Raw genomic sequence first — 17,249 nt, 5'->3', positions numbered from 1 at the left:
ACGATATTCCGGGGGAACGTCATTCGCACGGGGGTGCGGTGACGGTCGTCGTCGGCGGCGTCGGGCCGGGGTGGGGGCCGAGGTCGGGGTCGGACGCCCGCACCGACCAGCCCGCGGGACGGGCCTCGGGCGCCTGCGCGGCCGGAGTGTCGCGCCCCGGGCACGGAACCGCGGACGGCGTCCCGGTCTCCGGCGAGAGGCTGGTCTGCGGTGCGGGCACGGACCGGACGGCGTCGGCCGGGCGCGGCGGCTCGGACGGTCCGGCCCCACCGATGGCGACGGCCAGCCCGCCGCCGAGCAGCACGGCCAGCGCGACGAGGGCCGACACCAGCACCGCCACCCGGCGGCCCGGGGAAGGTGCCGGGACCGGCGGCCGATCGGTGTGTGCGGCCACGAGCGCGGCTCCGGTGGCCCGGTGCCACGGCACGCCGTGCGGGGTCACGAACGGCACGCCGAGCACCGCGGACAACTCCCGGGCGACCGCGGCGTCGCCGGGTCGCAGGTCCAGGAAGGCCAGCGCCTCCGGCGCCACCCCGGCCCGCGCCACGGCCTCGTCCGCGGCCTCCGGCAAGGCCGGGGCGATCCCACCGAAGTCGTCCTCCGCCACGGCGACCGACGCGAGGACCGCCCCCGAACGGATGTCGGCGACCGACGCGGTCGTGGCCGCATCGCCGCGGCCGATCAGTGCCACCACCCGTACACCCTCGAGTTCCGGGGCCGCGGCGAGGAAGGCCAGCCGGGCCTCGTCGACCCCCACGGCCTGCACCGGCACCGCGGTCTCCCCGGGGTCCGGCACGACCGCCTCGGACGCCACCAGTCCGGCGCGGGCAAACGGCACCCCGGCCCGCGCGGCCCGCTCGGTCATCACCGCGAGCGCCCGGCGCACCGCCTCCGCGTCCGCGCGTTCGCCGGCGGCCCACCGCTGCGTGTCGAACGGTCCGAGCGCCGGAACGTCGGCATCCACGAGCACCGCACAGACCTCACCGGCATCGATCGCAACGCCGAGCACCGCACGCATCACTGCCCTTCCGCCGACGGGACGATGCCCGAGCGTAACGCACCGTGGCGGAAGGACGTGGCGTCCGAAACCGCTGTCGCTACTCCTTCTCCCCCGCCCTGCGCGTCGTGAACGGCAGCACGAGCCGGGACCGGTGGGCGGCGTCCCGGTAGATCTTGTGGGTGACCGGGCGGCCCACCGGCAGGTGGAACGCATCCGGCGGGAGCAGCGCGTTGTGCTCGTCGGCCAGCGGCTCCCCGTTGGACAGCTCCACGGTCAGCTTGTGACCCGGCTGGAAGGTGTTCGCGAACGGGTAGAGGCGCAGCACGTACTCCTCGATCTTCCCGGGCTCGACCGGCACAGCGCGGGTGTGCGGGTGGTACGGGTTGCCCTCGGTGGTGCGCTCGTCCAGCTCGCGGTGCGAGGCCTTCAGGTAGCCGGTGGTGATCAGCTGGCGCTTGCCGCCCGGGGCGTAGTCCCACAGGCGCAGGATGAAGTTCGAGTCCGGCTGGTCGATTTCCGCGAAGATGTGCGCGGCACCGGTGCCGATCATCTCCGTCGACTCCTCGAACACCGGGGTCTCCCACCTCAGGATCTCGACCTTGTCGGTGACGGTCAGCGGGGCCTGATAGAAGCCGTCCGGGGCGGCGTACTGCGCACCCATCGGCTCCGGCTCGGTGGAGAGCTTGCCGCGCGGGCGCAGGTAGAGGGACGTGTATTCGATGTCCTTCGGCGGCCACTGGTTGCCGGTCACCCGCTCACGCGAGCCCTCGACGAAGACGCTCACCGCGGGCTCGTCCATGATCCCGTTGTCGATGCCCTTGATCCAGTAGTCGTACCAGCGGAACATCTTGTCGTGCTCCTCGATGAAGGGGCGCGACTGCATGGGCGGGTACGGGCCGATGTCCAGCTTCTTCGGACCCTTCAGCGCGTCGAAGAGTTCGATCGTGCCGTCCATCGTCCAGCCGCGACCCTGGTCGATCTGCAGATAGACCGGGATGTCGATGTTCGGGGCCAGAGTGATGGGGTTGCGCTCCTCGTACCACTCGCCGTCCAGCTCGTTCATCACGATGTCGAACCAGGCCTCGTGGTGCTTCGGGTAGTTCAGCACGTGGACCAGGTTCGGCCAGGCGGCCACATCCGGATCCTCGAGGCGCTCGGCGACGCGCTCCCTGATCTCCTCCGGGGAGTACGTCTCGAGCATGCGGGACTTGACGTTGTCGGTGAAGGCCCAGCCGGAGTCGCCGCCGCGGCCCTCGCGGGCGGCCCGCGGCATGAACCACATGATGCCGCCGTGGTAGGTGGTCTCGTAGAAGTCGTAGTGGCCGCCGCTGACGAAGATCGCCTTCAGATGCGGCGGACGCTCCGCGGCGGCGAGCACCTGCATCGACCCGAAATAGGAGATGCCGATCATGCCGACGTTGCCGTCGCACCACGGCTGCTCGGCGACCCACTCGATGAAGTCGTAGGCGTCCTGCCCCAGCGGCACGCCGCCGGCGTTGTAGTTGCCGATGTGTTCGCCCTCGGAGGCGCCGGAGCCGCGCAGGTCGCCGATCACGTGAACGTAGCCCTCCGCGACGACGCGGGCGATGTCCCCGGCTTCGATGCAGCCGTCCCACATCGGGCTGGGGCGACGCTGCGGCGGCGTCGTGAGGGCGAGCGCCTGCAGCTCCTTGCCGTAGGGGCTCAGCGCGACCAGCGCCGGTCGAGGCTTGTCGTCGACACCCTGGTAGGCGTCTGCCGCCAGCTCGATCCCGTCCCGCATCGGGACCCGGAGATCCTTGTGGATGTGGATGGTCTGCCCACCCGCGTCGAATTCTTCGAAATCGGCCATGAGTCTGCGACTCCTATCCTCTGTCAAGACTTCTGGGTGAACTGTGTGCGGTAGCCGTGCAGCGACGTGAAGAACGGGGACGGTTCGAGCGTCGGATCCCCCTCGTAGCCGAGTTCCTCCGCCACCGGCGCGAACGGCGAGTACGCCGAGTCCGTCTCCTGCAGACCGGCGCACAGGCACCGATGGGCCGCGCCGCGGACGCCGCCCTCGATGTCCACACTCTCCCGGAGTGCCTCGGCAGCCTGGTCCCGATCGAGTTCGACGCCGTACGCGACACCGTCCGCCCGACGGTACGGATGCCCCAGGTACAGGTGATTCGGGCGGATCTCGTCCCGCAGGTACTGCAGGCTCGACCGGTACGCGTCCGGATCCTCGTAGCCGGGGAAGCCGTTGGCCGCCCCGTGGACCTGCACGGCGTCGCCGACGAACACGGAGTTCTGCCCCTCGACGACGTACGCGACCGATCCTGCGGTGTGCCCGGGGATGGAATGCACCGAGACGGTGACGTCGCCGCCGAGGGACAGCCTTTCGCCGCCCCGCACCAGCATCGTCGGCTCCATCTCCCCGGAGATGACGGCCTCCGCGGTGGCGGTCTGCTTCGCAGCGCCCTCGGGATCGTGCAGGTACTGCCCACGCACCGACAGGTACTCGTCGACGTGGGCCCGCCGCGAGCGCAACAGGTGCGCGTCGGCCTCGTGGATCACGACCCGGGCCCGTCTGCCGGTGAGTTCCCACAGGGCGTGCGCCCCACCGATGTGGTCGATGTGGCCGTGGGTCAACAGGATCCAGCGCACGTCCTCGATCCTGCGCCCGAGAGCCTCGAGCGCAGGAGCCATGCCCTCGGCGGGCGACGAGGCGATCCCGGTGTCGACGATCGCCGGCTCCGGGGCGTCGATGAAGAAGCTGTAGAGACCGAATCGACCCCAGGGTGAGACGAGCGGATGAATCGTCACGTCCTGCACCACGTCACTCCCCCCGGCCGGGTCGGGCCTGCCGAAGGAACTCCGCCGTCTCCTCGAACGCCCGGTGGAACTCCGGGATCCACGAGAAGTTCTGGACGAAACCGTGATTGGCGCCCGCGTAGCGCCGCACCGTCGCGTCCACTCCGGCCTCGGTCAGACGCCGGCCGTACAGCTCGCCCTCGTCGCGCATGGGGTCGAACTCGGCGGTGACGATCAGCGCAGGGGGCAGCCCGGTGAGATCCTCACGCTTGATCGGGGAGACGAGCGGGTCGGCCGGGTCGGCACCGCTGTCGACGTAGAAGGAGTTGAAGCCCTTCAGTCCGGCCGTCTCCACGCCGTACCCTTCGGCGTTCTCCCGCAGGGAAGCGTAGCGGTCGACGTCGAAGTCCAGATCCAGCGACGGGTAGTACAGGACCTGATGCGTGATGCGGTCGAATCCCTCGTCGCGGGCCATCGCGGCGACGGCGGCGACGAAGGTGCCGCCCGAACTGTCACCGGCCAGCGCAAGGGTCTCACCGTTCCACTTCAGGGCCTCGCCGTTCTCGGCGGCCCACCGGACCACCCCGAGGCAGTCCTGGAGGCCGGCCGGGAACGCCGCCTCGGGTGCCCGGCGGTAGCCGACGGAGACGACCTTCAGCCCGGTCTCCGCGGCCAGGTTCCGCGCGACGTGGTCGTGCGTGTCGAGGCTTCCGAGGAAGAACGCGCCGCCGTGGAGGTACACCAGCAGTCCGTACGAGTCGGCGTCGACCGGGGTGTAGATCCGGACCGGCACGTCCCCCGACGGGGTCTGCGCGGTCGTGTCCTCGACGGCGTGGAGGGGCAGGCGCTCCTCGACGGGAGCAACCTGCGACTCCTCCGCTGCACGCATGGCCGCGGGGTCGAGCGGGCCCTCGGGCGGGGCCGGCAGGTTCGCCAGGACCTGTGCGATCTGAGGATGCAGTGCCATGGCGTCAGACCTGCGGCTGGGAGACGGACGCCTGGGACGACGGCTTCTGCCCGGGGAAGACGTCGTTGACCTCGTCCTCGGTCCATCCCTGACGGGAGATGCGCTGCAGCTCGTCCGTCACCGGCTTGCGGGTTGCCTGGTACGACGCGAGCGCCTCCCTGACGGAGTCCGCCTCCCGCAGGGCGTCGGCGAGACCGCCGGCGTCCAGGATTGCCGAGTTCGCGCCCTGGCCCTGGTGGTGCAGCATCGAGTGGGCCGCGTCGCCCACGAGGACGACCGAGTCCGAGTGCCACGTGTCGACCGGGTCGATGTCGTAGACCGCGCGGATGTTCACGGTGTCCATGTCGAGGTCGCGTGTGATGTTCACGATGCGTTCGTCGAAGCCTTCGACGGTCCTCAGGAGATCGTCCTTGGTGATCTGCGGCGCCCAGGTGCTGTCCGGGCACAGGGCAGTGATGTCGAAGGACACCTGGCCCCGGTGGCGCAGCGGCAGCAGGTAGACCTTCGTTCCCTTGCCGATGTACATCCGGAGATTGTCGTCGGTGACCATCCCGTGGGCGTCGTCGACGGAGATCACTGCGCGGTAGGCGTGCTCGCCGGAGAACCGTGGGTCCTTGTCGCTGAACAGCTCCCGGCGCACCACCGACTTGATGCCGTCGGCGCCGACGACCAGGTCGGCCTCGACGGTCGTGCCGTTCGTGAAGGTGAGGACGGAACGGTCGCCCCGGTCCTCGACGGTCTGCAGCTTGTGACCGAGGTGCACCATGCCGTCGGGGAGCACGCCCAGGAGAGCGTCGATGAAGTCACCGCGGTGGATCAGGTAGGTCTTCGTCTGGTCGGCGGAGGCCGGCCAGGTGTCCTTCATGATCGGATCACCGGTGGCGGTGAGGATCTCGAAGTAGTCACTCGGCGAGCTCACGTTCGCGATCGCGTCGAAGATCCCCCATTCGCGGAAGCGGTCCATGCTGGACGGACGCAGACCGATGCCGGCGCCGACCTCCCGGACCTCGGTGGCCTGCTCGTACACGTCGACATCGGCGCCGAGCAGGCTCAGTGCCTTGGCCGCCGCCGCGCCGGCGTATCCCGCGCCGACGATGGCGACGCGGAGGTTCTTCAGGTCTGAAGGCTGCATGGGTCTCTTCTCTCTGGGTCGGGCGTACGGGAGCGCCCTGGGAGTGGATGCGCTGGGTTGTCCTGGGGCGATCAGGACTGGATCGTGAGGAAGTCGGCCGGGTTCTCGACGAACAGCTTGGTGATCGTGGCCTCGTCCAGACCGGCCTCGCGCAGATCCGGGATGAGGTCCTCGAAGAGGTAGTTCACGGTGTGGCCCTTGACACCCGGCCACCCGAGCGGGCTGCAGTTGGCATCGACGCCGGCGAGTGCCTGGTCGAGGTGGCCCTCCCCGAGGAACCGGAGGAAGTGGTCCAGGCGTTCCTTGCGCGGCCGGGCCCAGAACGGCGGGTCCTCGAGTTCGGTCTCGTATCCGAAGGTGTCGAAGCCGACGCGGCCACCCTGTTCGGCGATCCAGGTGTCGCGCGTCTTCTCGGCGTTCACGCCGTCGTCGGCGTGCCCGAACAGCACGCGGTCCAGCGGGAGGCCCTCTTCGTTGAAGATGGTGATGGCGTTCTCGGCGTCGATCGCCAGGTGGGTCAGGATCGGCACGCCGGTGCTCAGCGCGGCGCGAGCGGCAGCACGGTAGATGCGCTTGTCCAGCTCCGTCATCCGGCCACCACGGCTCACCCCGACCTTGATGACGCCGGCGCGGCTGCCGGTGTCGCCGATGCCGACGGTGATCTCGTGCACGAACTGCCGGGTCAGGTAGTCCACGCTCGCCCGTTCGAAGAACGGCAGGGCGGTGTCACCGCCGACGAATCCGGTGCAGGCGATGATGTTCACGCCGGTCTTGGCGGACAGCGACTTGTAGTAGTCGATGTCACGGCCGTTGCAGATGCCGGTGACGTCGACGAAGGTGCCGCCCCCGTATTCATGGAACTTGCGCAGCTTCGGGACGGTCTCCTCGTAGCGCTCCTCGGGGGTCTTCCACCATCGGGTGTCCAGTTCGGAGCCGGGCATGCCGTATCCGATGTGTTCGTGGATGGCGACGATGCCCAGTTCCTCGGTCGCGATCGGACCCAGAACGGTGTTCACTCTCGACACAACAACTCCCCTTCGGGAAAATCTCTTCGGCGGTTTCGGGTGGGGCGTCAGCGCACGGCCAGCAGGTCGCGCGGGTTGCCGGTGAGGATGCGCTGGATGTCCTCGTCGCCGAGACCCTGCGCGGCGAGCAGGGGCACGAACGTCGAGAGCACGTAGCTGAACGGCAGGTCGCGGCCGGGCCGGCCCGTGCCTCCGCCGGGTTCGCCCTTCGACACGCCGGTCGCGTTGCACGAGAGCAGGATTCGGTTTCCGTGCCCGGCCTCGATCAGTTCGCGGATCACGGCGGCGCGCTCCTCGTCGGTGACGTGGATGTCGTCGGCCGTGCCCACGTGGTCGAGGGCGACGAAGGCTCCGCGGCGAGCGATCTCGAACGGTGCGCCGGCGGCGATCGCGTCCTTGCGGTCGAGACCGCCGACGACGACGCGGTCCGCCGGCAGCTTCTCGACCAGGACGATCCCGAGGTCGTGGACGGCGTCGTTCCCGTAGCGGATCGAGGCCGCGACTCCCGTAGCGAGGGCGGTGCGGGCCGCGCCGCGGAACAGGCTCTCCTCGGTGGCGGTCATACCGTCGGGATCCGCGGCGGTGGTCACCAGGCCTGCGGCGCCGCGGCGCTCGACGCGGGGAACCACCATGCCCTCGGTGATCTCCCTGGTGAACAGGTCGGCGAACTTCTCCGCGGGCCACGGGGTGGGCGGGTCGGTCTGCGGCGTGAGGAAATAGCCGCCGAGCAGGTTCTCCGGGCCCATGCCGGTGGACGCGACGATGTGCACGCCTGTCGTGCGGGAGAGTGCCTCGTACAGCTTCACGTCGCGACCGTGGAACATGCCGGTGCTGTCGACGATCGTCCGTCCGCCGTGTTCACGGAAATCGGTCAGCTTCGCGGCCAGGGTCTCGAAGATCTCGGCGCGGTCCATGGTGATGTCGAATGCGTGCTCCGCGCCCGGAACCACCGACAACAGCGCCTCGTGAACCGAGACAACCCCCAACTCGTCGGCGGGAACGGGGCCGAGGACGGTATGGACGGTGTTGCTCTCGGCAGTGTGGGCGCCAGTCATCGGCACTTCCTTTCGTCAGCGTCGCGTCAGCACGACGTGGTGTGTATCACAGTAGGCGTTCGCATTACATCATGTCAAGTAACGATGCATATCGACATGTGACTGTGCTGACAAGTCAGTGGCTGTACTGCAGCTAGAATCCGAGCCCATGTCGCTCCGTGCCGCACAGAAGCAGATGACCTACGAGCTCTTCCTCACGAAGGCACTCGAGCTGTTCGGAACCAAGGGCTACGCCGCGACCACGATCGACGACATCGCCACCGCCGCCGGCTCGACCCGGACCACGTTCTACCTGCACTTCGCGTCCAAGGCCGAGGTGATGAGCGCACTGCTGACGAAGGTCGACGCGATCCTCACGACGGCCGACGACCCCACGCTGACCGCAGTGGTCGCCTCCGGCTCGCGCGACCGGATCCAGGAGTGGCTGGACCGCAAGTTCTCGCAGTGGGACGAGATCAAGCCCTACCTCACCGCGTCCTACCAGGCCGCCCATGAGCCGGACGTCGCGGCCAGGACCGAGCAGTGGTTCGAGGACGCGGTCGGCCAGATGACCGAGGGGCTGAACCTGGCGAACCGATTCCCGCCGGACCGTCGCCGGATCCGCTGCGTGCTCGCGTTCGGCCAGCTCGAGTACCTCTCGCGCCGCTACTTCTCGGTCGGCTGGCGGCCCCCCCGCGAGATCTGTCTCGACGAACTCACCGGATCCTGGTGCCACCTGCTCGCATCGGACGACTGAGGCTCAGCATCGGCACGAGGAAGTCCGTCCCCGACGATCACCCGTCACGGGCCGCCCGGGACGTCGGTGCCGCCGGCTCGAAGGCGGACGCGTCGACCAGGATCCCCCGCAACCAGCCGATGAACTCCCGATCTGCCAGGCGCGGGTTCCACACCATGTCGACACCCAACGGAGAGACCGGCAGCGGGAACTCCTCGATGCGGAGGTTCACCCGTTCCCGCATCGCGACAGCGACCCGGAAGGTGTGTACCGCCACCCCACCGGCCGTTGCCACCAGATGCGGGATGAGCAGGTGGTCCGAGATCAATTGCCCGATCCGGTAATGGACGCCGTGCGCGTCCATCGCGGCGTACGGTGCCACCCGGTGCCGGGAGTCGTAGGTGACGTGGGGCAGCGAGGTGAGCAGGTCCAGCGCAGACGCCTCGGGATCGCTGTCCGGGTGGGCGATCACCACCCAGCGGTTCTCGTAGAGCCGGTGGCGCGGGTACGGCGAGGAGAACGCCTCGGACACGAGTACGACGTCCACCCCGTCGTCGGTGAAGTCGCTCGGATGCGGCTCGACGAAGTTGCGCATCCGGAGGGTCGCATTCGGTGCCCGCTCGGCGATCAGTCGCGCCAGATTCGGCCCGACCACGAAGGCGGTGCTGGTGGTCATCGCCACCGTGATGGTGCGGCTGTCGCGAGCGGGATCGAAGCCCGGGAAGTCCACCACCCGCGCGGTCTGCCGCAGCACGTCACGCAGCGGAGCGATCAGTTCCAGGGCGCGCGGGGTGAGCACCAGGCCGCTCCCCTGCCGCATCACCAGGTCGTCGCCGATCAGCCGGCGCATCCGGCCCAGGGCATGGCTCATCGCGGGCTGGGTCATGCCCACCCGGGCCGCGGCGCGGGTGACGGACCCCTCCTCGAGCAGTGCCAGCAGCGGCACCAGCAGGTTGAGGTTGACCGAGGCGAGCCGTCCCAGGTCCGGATCGCTCGGGTGGTCGAGCGGTTGGTTCATCCACACGAACTCTACGTATCCGTCGGCCGACCCCGCGGCGACAGTCGAAACTGCGGCGTCAGTCGAAACTGCGGCGTCAGTCGAGACTGCGGCGTCACGCGTCGGCCGAGGCCATGCGGCGCAGCTTCGGGATCGGGATCCGGTGATTGACGGCGACCGCGACGCCGCGTCCGTCGTCGTGCGTCCAGCGCATCACCGACGGTCCGTGCGGGCTGTCACCGACGAGGAACTCGGGTTCGCCGGCCGCCGGCAGGTGGCCGGCCGCCTTGAGGTTCAACCCGAACTGCTCGGTCCAGAAGTACGGATCGAGGTCGAGTTCGGGCGCGGCGTCGCCGGCCAGGAGCGCGACGGCCGCGACCTTGGCCTGCTCGATCGCGCTGCTCCACAGCGGAATCCGGCGCACACCCCCACGCGTCGGGATCGCCGCGACGTCACCGGCCGTGACGATGCCGGGCGCGACTCGCCCGCGCGAGTCCGCCTCGAGGCGGCCGTCGACCATCAGTCCGCTGGTGGCCAGCCACTCCGTGTTGGGAATGTCGCCGATCGCGGTGACGATCAGGTCGGCCTCGACCCGTGAGCCGTCGCTCAGGACCACGGCACGCGCGCCGTCGATTCCGGCGGCGGTACCGTCGACCAGTTTCAGCCCCTGGGCGACCGCAGCCGCGGTGAACGCTTCGGACAGGCACGGACCCAGATGCGGGAGCATCGGCCTACCGTCGGCCACCAGCGTGACCTCGCATCCCGCCGACAGCGCCGCGGACGCGATCTCCATGCCCAGTGGGCCGGCGCCGACGACCACGACAGACGGCCGCGCCGCCAGCCGCTCCCGCAACGCGAGGGCATCGTCGAGGGTGCGCAAGGTCAGCTCCGGGCTGTCGGGACCACCGAGGCGCCGGGCCCGGGAACCCGTCGCGATCACCAGTCCGTCGAAGCTCAGCTCCGATCCGTCGGCGAGACTCACGCGGCGGGACTCGACGTCGAGGCCCACCGCTGCGACCCCGAGCACCTCGGTGGCCTCGTGCGTGGGCGGGGCCAGTTCGTGGGAACCACCGTCGACCAGGAGCGCCTTCGAGAGCGCGGGCCGCGAATAGGCCGCCCGCGGTTCGTCCCCGACGATGGTCAGGTCGCCGTCGAAACCCGCGGCGCGCAGGCTGTCACAGGCCGTCTGGCCGGCAATCCCGTTGCCGACGACCACGATTCGTCGGGGAGCTTCGGTGCCGTTCATGTCGGTGCCGTTCATGTGGGTTCCGTTCCTGCGGCTGTCGGTGTCAGGCCAGTTTGAGGGCGGCCACGGGGCAGACCCGGACGGCGGCACCTGCGGCGGCGAGTTCGGTGCTGCCCTCGGGGAGCTCGCCGACGTCGATGATCAGTTCGCCCTCGTCGTCGAGGTGCATCAGTGCGGGAGCGACCTCTTCGCACAGTCCGTGGCCTTCGCAACGGGGCCTGTCGAGCACGATCTTCATGCGGGGACCACCTTCAGGATCTCGAGTTCGTCGATGGAACGGGTGATGTTGCTGGGCACGCGAACCGGCTCGGCGGCCACGAGCCGCTGCGCGTGATTCGCCAGTGCCGCGATGACGGCGTGAGCTTCGAGACGGGCCAGACCCTGACCGGCGCAGCCGTGCGGACCGTAACCGAAGGACAGATGGTCGACCGGGTTCCGTTCGACCAGGAAGGCGTCCGGGTTCTCGTAGTGCCTCGGGTCGCGGTTGCCCGCACCGAAGAGGATCGCCACCTGGGATCCGGCCGGCACCAGGGTGCCGTCGATCTCCACGTCCTCGGTGACCGAGCGGCCCCAGGCATGGATCGGAGCCCAGAATCGAAGTGCCTCGTTGAAGGCCGCCGGCACCAGGGCGGGATTCCGGCGGACCAGGTCGAACTGGTCGGGGAAGGCCGAGAAGAGCGCGACGATGTTGCCGAGCGCGGTGATCGTGGTGTCCACCCCCGCACCGAGGTACTGGTGGATGATGTGGCCGGCGGTGTCGGGGGGAATGACGCCCCGGGCCTCGGCATCGAAGATCCCGCGACCCACCGACCCCGGTGCCAGATCCTCGGCCCGGACCCCGGCGCACCATTCGTAGAGTTCACCCGCGATCGGGAAGTTCTCGGCCGTCCGCTGGTTCATCGGGCCGATGACCTCGATCGCGGCCTGTCCCCAGCGCAGCATGTTGTCGCGCGCCGCGCCGGTGAAGCCGATCAGGTCGGCGACGACCTCGAGCGGAAAGGCGCGGGCCAGCGCATCGATGGCCTCGAACGATCCCTCGGCCACCAGGTCCGCGACCAGCGCATCGGCCTTGGCCTCGATCTGGCCCTTGAGTCCCCGCAGCGCCCGCGGGGTGAGGTTCTCGGTGAGCGCCGCGCGCAGTTCGGTGTGGATCGGCGGGTCGGAGGCCAGGGACGTGCCTCGGAGCGCCTCGTTGACCATCGGGTTGAAGCCGATCGTCCGGGACGAGAAGGTGCCGGGGTCGGCCAGGGCGTCGCGGATGACGTCGTACCGGGTGAGGGCATAGACGTCGTTGGCGGGCAGATGCACCACCGCGCCGAGATCGCGGAGTTCGGCGTACGTCGGATAGGGGTCGGTCAGGACCTCGTCGGCGAAGAGGTCGATGTCGGAACTCGCGGGAGTGCTGCTGGTCATGCACCCATTGAAGTGACTCCACTCACATAAATCCAACTCATATTGTGCATACGATTACATGCACTTAGTTCATGTGATGTCCCGCGGTCTTCGGGGGTACCGCCGGTAGGAGATGGCGTTGAGGCGGGGGCGGCCGCCTCTACGACCGGATGAACCGGCCGATGACGGTGGCGACCATGGCGGGATCGGTCTTGTGGGCCATGTGGGCATGCCCTTCGAGCATCTGGATCCGGGCGTCGGGAATTGCACCCGCTGCGCGGTGAGTTGCCTCGTTCAGCCGAGAAGGGCTTTCGGTGCCCGCCGGCAGGAGCGTCGGGGCCGCGATCCCGTCGAACCGGCCGGGCCGATACACCCAGCTCTCCTCGGCTCTGCACTCCCTGGACACGGTGGGCGCAGCGGCGAGGAGGGCCGGCCATTGCGGACCCGATCGCATTGTGTCGCATTCCTCTTCGGTCAACTCCAGGATCTCGACGAGGATTGCACGGATCGCTGTTTCCATGTCGCCGGCAGCCACCGCCTCCTCGATCGCATCGATCAAACCCGCGGGATAGACCATCCCCAGGCTCGGCTCGTAGAGCACGAGGTGATCGACGTTGCGCGCGAGGGCAGCTCCGCCCATCGCGCAGTTGGCCCCGTAGGAGTGACCCCATACCGCGACAGTCCCGCCGGTGCGGGCCACGACGGCATCCACGACCGCGGCCACGTCCTCGAAATCACGCTCGATGGCGTAGCCCGGTGTGTCGCCGCTCGCACCGAAGCCTCGGCGGTCCATCGCGAACGTGGTGACGTCGGCGTGCAGCTCGTCCACCAAGGGGCCGAACGTGGTGTGGTCGCGGAGGGACCCGTGCACCATGACGAGCGGCGGCCCGTCGCCGTCGACCCACACGGCCAGCGGTGTCCCATCGGTGGATCGAACGTCGAATCGGGTTGCTCTGCCCTCGGCAGCCCTCAGGTGACTCATGACCGTCTCACCTGCCGCCCTGTGCGGCTGCCGTGCGCCGGTCGAGCTCGGTGGCGAACGACGACGCGGCGTCGGCGAATTCGTCGGGCCGCTCGGCGTAGGTGACGTGGCCGCTGCCCTCCAGCTCGACGAAGCGAGCGTCGGGGAGGGCCGCGGCCAGTTGACGGGCGATCGACCGCAGCGACGGGTGGCTTTCGCTTCCGGCGACGACGAGCGCGGGCACTGTCACGGCGGCCAGGTCCCCGGCCGTGACCTCGAGCGACGGGGACCGCAGGTCGGTGAAGCCGATGTCGGCGTTGGCTCGATAGCGGTTCCTTCGCTCGTCGTCGATCATCGACCACAGCCCCGGGCAGACGACGGAGAAGAACGCGTCGACCCCGGCGGCCGGTCCGCCGGCGGCGGTGGCCTGCTCGACGCGGGGCACCACGTCGCGGAGGACGACCCGGCCGGCAACCGGATCGAGGCTGAACAGCGGCGGCTCGCTGAACACCGCGCCGCGGAGCAGGTGACCGTGGCGCAACGCGACCTCGACGGCGACGGCGGCGCCGCTGCTCGATCCCACCAGCAGGCAAGGGGCAAGTTCCAGGGCTTCGATCAGGGCGGCGGCGTCGTCCGCGTGCAGGGAGTCGCTGATCGTGGCGTCGCCGCGGGAACTTCGGCTGTGGCCCCGGCGGTCGTAGCGCACGCACGTGTAGCGGTCCGACAACCGCCGTGCCTGGTCTGCCCAGACCTCGGCGTCGCCGCACATACCGTGCACGAACAGGATCCCCCGCCCTGACCCCGTGCGCTCGAAATAGATTCTGGCGTCGTTGATGTCGATCGTGGGCACGGCTTCCTCCCTCGTCTTCGGTCCCTGTCGGAGAGTGTGAACCGGTCGCCGCCGGCGCACATCGGGCGTTCGCCCCATTTCCGACGCCGGTCAGGGTGAGAGGAGGCCGTGCTCCATCGCGAACAGCGTCGCGCCCGCTCGCGTGGTGACCCCGGCCTTGGTGTAGATGTGTTCGATGTGGTGTCCCACCGTCTTGGGCGAGATGACGAGGGCGCTCGCCACTTCCTTGTTGGTGCGGCCGCGGGCGATGAGCGCCAGCACGTCGACCTCGCGCTCGGTGAGACCCGCGGGACGGGAGACCCGCGGCGGGCGGCTCACCTGACCGGCAGCATCGAGCACCGCGTCGACCTCGACCCGGGTGAAGCGGCCCGCGTCGACCTCGTCGAGCAGCTGCGACGCCGCCTCGGCCGGGGTGAGCGCCGGCCGGTGCGGCCGGTTCTCGGTCATCGCGTGGTAGGCATCGGCGGCGCCCAGCAGCCGGGCACCAAGGCCGAGCTGGTCTCCCGAGGCCCCGCGGTGGTAACCGGAGCCGTCGGCTCGCTCGTGGTGGCGTGCCGCCAGGTCGGCGAGGGGGGCCAGCAGCGCGCAGCGGTGCAGGACCCGCTCGCCGAGGTAGGGGTGCAGCCGAACCCGTTCCCACTGCTCGGCGCTGAGCGGACCCCGGCGATCCCAGATCCCGTTGGGGATACCGACACGTCCGACGTCGTGGACCAGTCCGGCTCGGCCCAGCGTCGTCGCGTCGGCAGTGGCAAGGCCGGCAGCTTCGGCGGCGGCAACGGCCAGCCGCGAGACACCGGTGGAGTGGCCTCGAAGGTACGGCGACTTCAGATCGGCGAAATCGGCCACCGCGGTCAGAGCCACGTCGAGGTTGCCCGACTCGATCGTCAGGGCCGGTGCCGGCTCGGCATCGAGGACCGCCGCGCACGGGTCGTCACCGATTCCGGCGAGCCAGTGTTCACCGTCGGCGACCACGGCGTCGACCACGGCCGGGTCGTACGCGCGGCCCCTGCGGTGCAACAGCACGTCGGTGGCTGCCGCCCAGCCCGCCCGGCGCGCCCACAGCTCGGCGTCTCGGGCGACCGTCACGATCCGCACCGCCACCGGCACCTCGTCGGCCGCCAGGCCGGCCGGATAGCCCTTGCCGTCCCAGCGCTCGTACGCATGCGCGAGCGACCGACGGACGGATTCGGCCATCCCGAGGCGGGTTGCGAGGCGGGCGCCCGCCTCGCAATGTTGCGACAGGCTGCGCCGATTCATGTCCGGGTCGCTCAGTGCCCGCACAATCCGCCCCACGCGGCGGTGCGACGGGAGATCGTGCGCCAGATGGCGGACGAAATAGCGCACACCTTCACCGGGCTCGGCCATCAGCATCGGCGCCATCGTCGCGTCGAATGCGATGTCGTCGCCGCCGGCCAGTACCGCGGTCTCCGACGCATCCGACGTGCATCCCAGAAACCGAAGCAGCGCAACGTAGTACACGCAGGACCGCGCCGGCGCGGCCAGCCCGAGTGCCTCCGACGCGGCCAGTGACAGCCAGCACGTACGCAACCCGTGCTCCATCGGTTGCCCCGTGCCCAGATCCGTCGCCAACGACAACGCAATCGTCAACTCCGCCACGCGTCCGGACCGGGCATGGTCGCTCACAACCACCACTATCCCAGCCGGAACTCCCTGGTAGTCGCGATTCGACCGTCGATCCTGCGGCGGTCCGCGGGTCGGCCCGTCTCGTGAGGCAGGTTCGGGGACATGACGCTTCTTCCTGGCGGATTCGCCTCGACCGAAGCGGGTTGCCGCGCGACGGGTCAGTCGCGCAGGAATTCGAGGACGGATTCCGTCCGGCCGAGGATCGCGTGCCCGGCCTCGGGTAGCACCTCGACGGTCGCGTGCGGGAGGCACCGGTGCACGCGGTCGGCGGTGCCCTCGGAGTCGAACAGGACGTCGCGGCCACCGACGATCACGAGCGCGGGCATGGTCAGCCGCCGCAGCGCGTCGTCGGAGAACACGGGCAACCGCTCCGTACGCGGCTTGAAGTGGGCGAACGTCAGCACCACCTCGTCGAGGACCGGACGCGTCTCGGGAGTGTCCAGGCCGGTGACGACGGCCGCCGAACGGAGTGCCCCCCGGCGCCCGAAAAGACGCAGGAACATCGCCTTGACCAGCCAGCCCATCCGCTGCCGGCCCAGGCCACCGGGGCACAGCAGGACCAGCCGCGTCACCCGTTCCGGGCGCCGGGTGGCGTAGTCCACCGCCATCCAGCCGCCGAGGGACACGCCGACGATCGCAGCGCTCGTGACCCCCAGACCTTCGAGCACGTCATCGAGCCACAGCGCGTACGCGTCGGAGGCCAGGGGCGGCCGGGACGGCGCGCTCTCCCCCGGTTCACCGACGAGGTCGACGGCGTAGGTTCGGAAATGCCGCGCCCAGGAGCCGATGTCGTCACGCCACATCGTCGCGTTCGCTCCCGAGCCGTGCAGCAGCAGCACGGGCGGCGCGTCGTCCGGACCGGAGACGAGCACGAAGGTCTCCCCCTGGCGGGTGGGTACCCGCACATGCTCGGCCGGAATCGGCCAGTCCCGCAGGGCATCACGATAGCGCCGCCGGACCTCGCGGGCGCCGGCCTCGGACGTGTAGATCGTGGTCATGACTCGAGCACCCCGTCGATGTAGTCGAACAGCCGGGCGGTGTCGGCCAGCCCGCCGAGGATGACGATCTTCATCCTCGCCCTCCTCTCGTCGTACACCGTCTCGATCCGCAGCGGCTCGTCGCCCGAACGGCGGTTGCCCGCCGCGCTCGTCACGAGAGTGGTGAGGCGGTGGGCCGTCTCGGCGCCGACCGCGTCGATCTCCACGATGCTCGACACGTCGGTGTGCCGCCGGCGGGCGGCCGACTCGTGCGACGAGGGCGGCATCGGGCGGCCGGTGAAGGCCTCGAGGTCCTGCTGCGCGATGCGGTACTGCTTGCCGATGCGGACCGCGGGGAGCCGCCCGGAGCGCACGTAGTTGCGGACGGTGCGCACGTGTAGACCCAGGCTTTCGGCCACCTCGTCCACCGAATAGAGACGTTCACTCACATGAATACCTTAAACTTCCCTCACTATCCGCGCAATAGGGATATTAACGTGCATATGAGGAACCTCC

17 protein-coding genes are annotated in these 17,249 nt (G+C 69.6%); 1 reads left to right on the top strand and 16 read right to left on the bottom strand.

Translation table 11 applies throughout. The features are described 5' to 3' along the window. Window positions 1-19 precede the first annotated feature (19 nt). The 7 genes from KZJ41_RS10040 to KZJ41_RS10010 form a co-directional block, all read right to left on the bottom strand. Entirely contained in the window at window positions 20-1,018 is a 999-nt protein-coding gene (locus KZJ41_RS10040; RefSeq protein ID WP_251550713.1) for a hypothetical protein, read from the bottom strand. Window positions 1,019-1,097: 79 nt separating this feature from the next. Then, a complete protein-coding gene (locus tag KZJ41_RS10035; protein WP_065922802.1) occupies window positions 1,098-2,831 on the bottom strand; it encodes a CocE/NonD family hydrolase in 1,734 nt (577 codons plus the stop codon). Between the two features lie 23 nt (window positions 2,832-2,854). After that, entirely contained in the window at window positions 2,855-3,796 is a 942-nt protein-coding gene (locus KZJ41_RS10030; RefSeq protein WP_102799613.1) for an MBL fold metallo-hydrolase, read from the bottom strand. Between the two features lies 1 nt (window position 3,797). Then, on the bottom strand, window positions 3,798-4,739 hold the full coding sequence (locus KZJ41_RS10025; protein ID WP_185713660.1) for an alpha/beta hydrolase: 942 nt from the start codon (window positions 4,737-4,739) through the stop codon (window positions 3,798-3,800). Window positions 4,740-4,743: 4 nt separating this feature from the next. Next, window positions 4,744-5,871: an FAD-dependent monooxygenase gene (locus KZJ41_RS10020; protein WP_006938622.1), complete on the bottom strand. Its 1,128-nt coding sequence runs from the start codon at window positions 5,869-5,871 to the stop codon at window positions 4,744-4,746. Window positions 5,872-5,942: 71 nt separating this feature from the next. Continuing rightward, on the bottom strand, window positions 5,943-6,896 hold the full coding sequence (locus KZJ41_RS10015) for a phosphotriesterase (protein WP_185713661.1): 954 nt from the start codon (window positions 6,894-6,896) through the stop codon (window positions 5,943-5,945). A 47-nt stretch (window positions 6,897-6,943) separates the two neighbouring features. After that, window positions 6,944-7,951, bottom strand: coding sequence for a phosphotriesterase (locus tag KZJ41_RS10010; protein ID WP_251550712.1), 1,008 nt, complete (start codon window positions 7,949-7,951; stop codon window positions 6,944-6,946). A gap of 148 nt (window positions 7,952-8,099) precedes the next feature. Here KZJ41_RS10010 and KZJ41_RS10005 point away from each other — a divergent pair, with 148 nt between their 5' ends. After that, on the top strand, window positions 8,100-8,687 hold the full coding sequence (locus KZJ41_RS10005) for a TetR/AcrR family transcriptional regulator (RefSeq protein ID WP_050034894.1): 588 nt from the start codon (window positions 8,100-8,102) through the stop codon (window positions 8,685-8,687). 37 nt (window positions 8,688-8,724) lie between these two features. On the opposite strand, the gene KZJ41_RS10000 is transcribed toward KZJ41_RS10005, so the two are convergent. From KZJ41_RS10000 to KZJ41_RS09955, 9 genes are all read right to left on the bottom strand, one after another. Continuing rightward, a complete protein-coding gene (locus tag KZJ41_RS10000) occupies window positions 8,725-9,684 on the bottom strand; it encodes a LysR family transcriptional regulator (protein ID WP_251550711.1) in 960 nt (319 codons plus the stop codon). Window positions 9,685-9,778: 94 nt separating this feature from the next. Beyond that, on the bottom strand, window positions 9,779-10,924 hold the full coding sequence (locus KZJ41_RS09995) for an NAD(P)/FAD-dependent oxidoreductase (protein WP_221776564.1): 1,146 nt from the start codon (window positions 10,922-10,924) through the stop codon (window positions 9,779-9,781). 28 nt (window positions 10,925-10,952) lie between these two features. Next, on the bottom strand, window positions 10,953-11,147 hold the full coding sequence (locus KZJ41_RS09990) for a ferredoxin (protein ID WP_050034893.1): 195 nt from the start codon (window positions 11,145-11,147) through the stop codon (window positions 10,953-10,955). Further along, window positions 11,144-12,322 carry a cytochrome P450 gene (locus KZJ41_RS09985; protein ID WP_161995654.1) on the bottom strand — a complete coding sequence of 393 codons (1,179 nt, stop codon included), beginning with the start codon at window positions 12,320-12,322 and terminating at the stop codon, window positions 11,144-11,146. The genes KZJ41_RS09990 and KZJ41_RS09985 overlap by 4 nt, the downstream gene beginning before the upstream one ends. Before the next feature lie 139 nt (window positions 12,323-12,461). Next, window positions 12,462-13,283: an alpha/beta fold hydrolase gene (locus KZJ41_RS09980; protein ID WP_256997140.1), complete on the bottom strand. Its 822-nt coding sequence runs from the start codon at window positions 13,281-13,283 to the stop codon at window positions 12,462-12,464. A 7-nt stretch (window positions 13,284-13,290) separates the two neighbouring features. Further along, the gene (locus tag KZJ41_RS09975; RefSeq protein ID WP_072634771.1) at window positions 13,291-14,112 is read right to left on the bottom strand and encodes an alpha/beta fold hydrolase; all 822 of its coding nucleotides are present in this window, start codon (window positions 14,110-14,112) and stop codon (window positions 13,291-13,293) included. A 90-nt stretch (window positions 14,113-14,202) separates the two neighbouring features. Then, on the bottom strand, window positions 14,203-15,756 hold the full coding sequence (locus KZJ41_RS28500) for an HD domain-containing phosphohydrolase (protein WP_185713664.1): 1,554 nt from the start codon (window positions 15,754-15,756) through the stop codon (window positions 14,203-14,205). Window positions 15,757-15,914: 158 nt separating this feature from the next. Then, on the bottom strand, window positions 15,915-16,754 hold the full coding sequence (locus KZJ41_RS09960; RefSeq protein ID WP_006938638.1) for an alpha/beta fold hydrolase: 840 nt from the start codon (window positions 16,752-16,754) through the stop codon (window positions 15,915-15,917). Beyond that, window positions 16,751-17,182 (bottom strand): helix-turn-helix domain-containing protein, encoded by a 432-nt coding sequence (locus KZJ41_RS09955; protein WP_050034889.1) that lies wholly within the window; start codon window positions 17,180-17,182, stop codon window positions 16,751-16,753. Before KZJ41_RS09955 ends, KZJ41_RS09960 begins: the two co-directional genes overlap by 4 nt. Window positions 17,183-17,249: the final 67 nt, after the last annotated feature.

This window comes from Rhodococcus sp. 11-3, assembly GCF_023704055.1.
Classification (GTDB): domain Bacteria; phylum Actinomycetota; class Actinomycetes; order Mycobacteriales; family Mycobacteriaceae; genus Rhodococcus; species Rhodococcus aetherivorans.
The sequence above is the reverse complement of the archived record's forward strand: the minus strand, read 5'-3'. Positions and strand labels throughout refer to the sequence as shown.